This is a genomic window from Gordonia sp. (in: high G+C Gram-positive bacteria), from assembly GCF_049299075.1.
GTDB lineage: Bacteria > Actinomycetota > Actinomycetes > Mycobacteriales > Mycobacteriaceae > Gordonia.
The window spans coordinates 1-2,463 of sequence record NZ_JBAQWU010000092.1 but is presented as its reverse complement, the minus strand read 5'-3'; the positions used below and the strand labels follow the sequence as shown (position 1 = coordinate 2,463).

Genomic DNA, 2,463 nt, shown 5'->3' with positions numbered 1-2,463 from the left:
GGTCGAAACTCACACATCCTCTTTCCGGGTTTCTGCTGCGGTAACAATGGGTGACTTCGCGGGGCGGTCGACCTGTGCGCGACGCCCCGTGTTTACCCGGTGTTACGCCGCGCCGACGAATCCGCTGGTACGAAACCTCCCGTTCACCTGCGATTAAAAGTGCAGGTCAATTCGAGTTTTTCCGCTGTTTGACTCGGCGGAATTCGCCGCCCTAGCGTAGGCGATGTAGCCCACCGTTTCATCGAGAGGACCACCGAGATGAGTAGCACCGCACAGCTGTTGCCCGGCCCCAACACCGACTTTTGGGACTGGCAGATGCACGGGGGCTGCCGCGGGCTGGACTCCTCGGTCTTCTTCCACCCCGAAGGCGAACGCGGCCACGCCCGGCTGCAACGCGAGCGGCGCGCCAAACAGATCTGCGGGGGCTGCCCGGTGATCGAGCAGTGCCGCCGCCACGCCCTGTCGGTCGACGAAGTGTACGGGATTTGGGGCGGGCTGTCCGAGCATGACCGCACGGTGTTGCGGCGACGTTCGGGCACCTGGATCACCAACTGACCGACCGCCAACGGACTGACCGACCGCCGAATACAGCTCCGCCCCGGCGAGCCAAAGCTGCCGGGGCGGAGCGGATAGTTCAGATCAGCGTCAGCTGACGACGGCGAGGACGTCGCGCGCCGACAGGATCAGGTAGACCTGACCGTTGTAGGTGATCTCGGTGCCGCCGTACTTGCTGTAGATGACAGTGTCACCCTCAGCGACGTCGAGCGGGATACGCTTGTCGCCATCCTCATCCCAGCGGCCGGGGCCCACAGCGATGACTTTGCCCTCGGAGGGCTTTTCTTTAGCCGAGTCCGGAATGACCAGCCCCGAAGGGGTGGTCGTCTCCGCCTCGACGGCCTGAATCAGGATCTTGTCCTCAAGCGGCTTGATGTTCACGCCTGCCACGATGTCAGTCCTTCTCTGTAACTGCTGCCAACGATTGCGGCTCGGATCGGATGCCACGTCGTCGCGGGTGCCGCAGCAGTGAACCAGAGCCAATTAGCACTCTACCCATATGAGTGCCAGCACTCAACCGGTGGGGCGTTTACAGTTGGCTGATCTGCACACTCATCCCCGGATCGGTCGCTACGGTCAGCGGCGACGGCGGCGCACCCCCACCGATCACATGGGCCCCTAAGGTCGCGACCATCACGCCGTTGTCGGTGCATAGCCGCGGGATGGGCACGCGCAGCTGCACCCCGGCGGCATCGGCGCGTTCCTGGGCGAGCGAGCGGATACGCGAGTTTGCGGTCGCGCCGCCGCCCAGCACCAGTGTGTCCACGCCGCGCGCAGTGACCGCCCGCATCGCTTTGGCGGTCAGCACATCGGCCACCGCCTCCTGGAACGAGGCCGCCACATCGGGTACCGACACCTCCCGGCCGGCGCGCACCTCGCCCTCCACATAGCGGGCGACGGCGGTCTTGAGTCCGGAGAACGAGAAGTCGTAGGGCGCATCGCGCGGACCGGTCAGCCCGCGCGGGAAGGCGATGGCGCCAGGATCGCCGTCGCGGGCCATCGCGTCGAGCACCGGCCCACCCGGGTAGCCCAGGTTCAGGAGCCGGGCGACCTTGTCGAAGGCCTCGCCGGCGGCGTCGTCGATGGTGGTGCCGAGCTCGTCGATCGGGGCGGCCAGCGAATCGATGCCGAGCAGATGGGTATGCCCGCCGGACACCAGCAACGCCACTGCCGACGGCATCGGACCGTGCTCCAAGGTGTCGACGGCAACGTGCCCGCCGAGATGGTTCACCGCGTATAGCGGCACATCCCAGGCCAGCGCATAGGCCTTGGCCGCCGCCACCCCGACCAGCAGCGCCCCGGCCAGTCCGGGGCCGATGGTGACGGCGATGGCGTCCGGGCGGTCGATCCCGGCCGCCTCCCGGGCGCGGGTCATGGTCGGCACCATCGCCTCGAGGTGTGCGCGAGAGGCCACCTCGGGTACCACGCCGCCGTAGCGGGCGTGCTCGTCCTGACTGGAGGCGACCTCGTCGGCGAGCAACGTCGCCGCCGCGCCATCCCAGCTGACGATGCCCACGCCGGTCTCGTCGCACGAGCTCTCAATGCCCATCACGATCACGATTGGTCCTCCTGTCCTGGGCGCGCCATGGTGTAGGCGTCCGCACCGGACGGCTGATAGTAGTTGCGGCGCACCCCGGCCACGGTGAAGCCGACACTCTCGTAGAGCCCGATCGCCGCCGCGTTGTCGGTGCGCACCTCCAGGAATACCGGCGCGGCGTATCCGTCGGCAACCCGCAGCAACTCCGCGAGCAACGCCCGACCGCTACCGCGCCCCCGGAACTCCGGTGCGACGGCGATGGTGTGCACCTCGCACTCGTGCGCCCCGGCCGCGCCGAGCACCGAGATCCCGGCGTACCCGGCCACCGGCCCGCCCGGTGCGGCGCGCAGGGCGACGTAGTGGTTGTAGCC

The 2,463-nt window shown here is 67.9% G+C and carries 4 protein-coding genes; 1 reads left to right on the top strand and 3 read right to left on the bottom strand.

Features of this window, described 5'->3' with window-relative positions; genetic code table 11:
• Positions 1-258 precede the first annotated feature (258 nt).
• Positions 259-555, top strand: coding sequence for a WhiB family transcriptional regulator (locus WAW85_RS03055; protein WP_422558182.1), 297 nt, complete (start codon positions 259-261; stop codon positions 553-555).
• Between the two features lie 90 nt (positions 556-645).
• Here the strand turns inward: WAW85_RS03055 and groES are convergent, their stop codons facing one another.
• From groES to rimI, 3 genes are all read right to left on the bottom strand, one after another.
• On the bottom strand, positions 646-945 hold the full coding sequence (gene groES, locus WAW85_RS03050; protein WP_422558181.1) for a co-chaperone GroES: 300 nt from the start codon (positions 943-945) through the stop codon (positions 646-648).
• A 139-nt stretch (positions 946-1,084) separates the two neighbouring features.
• Positions 1,085-2,113 (bottom strand): tRNA (adenosine(37)-N6)-threonylcarbamoyltransferase complex transferase subunit TsaD, encoded by a 1,029-nt coding sequence (gene tsaD / locus WAW85_RS03045; RefSeq protein WP_422558180.1) that lies wholly within the window; start codon positions 2,111-2,113, stop codon positions 1,085-1,087.
• Positions 2,110-2,463: ribosomal protein S18-alanine N-acetyltransferase (gene rimI, locus WAW85_RS03040; protein ID WP_422558179.1), on the bottom strand; the 354-nt coding region annotated here is incomplete at its 5' end. The genes tsaD and rimI, both read right to left, overlap by 4 nt.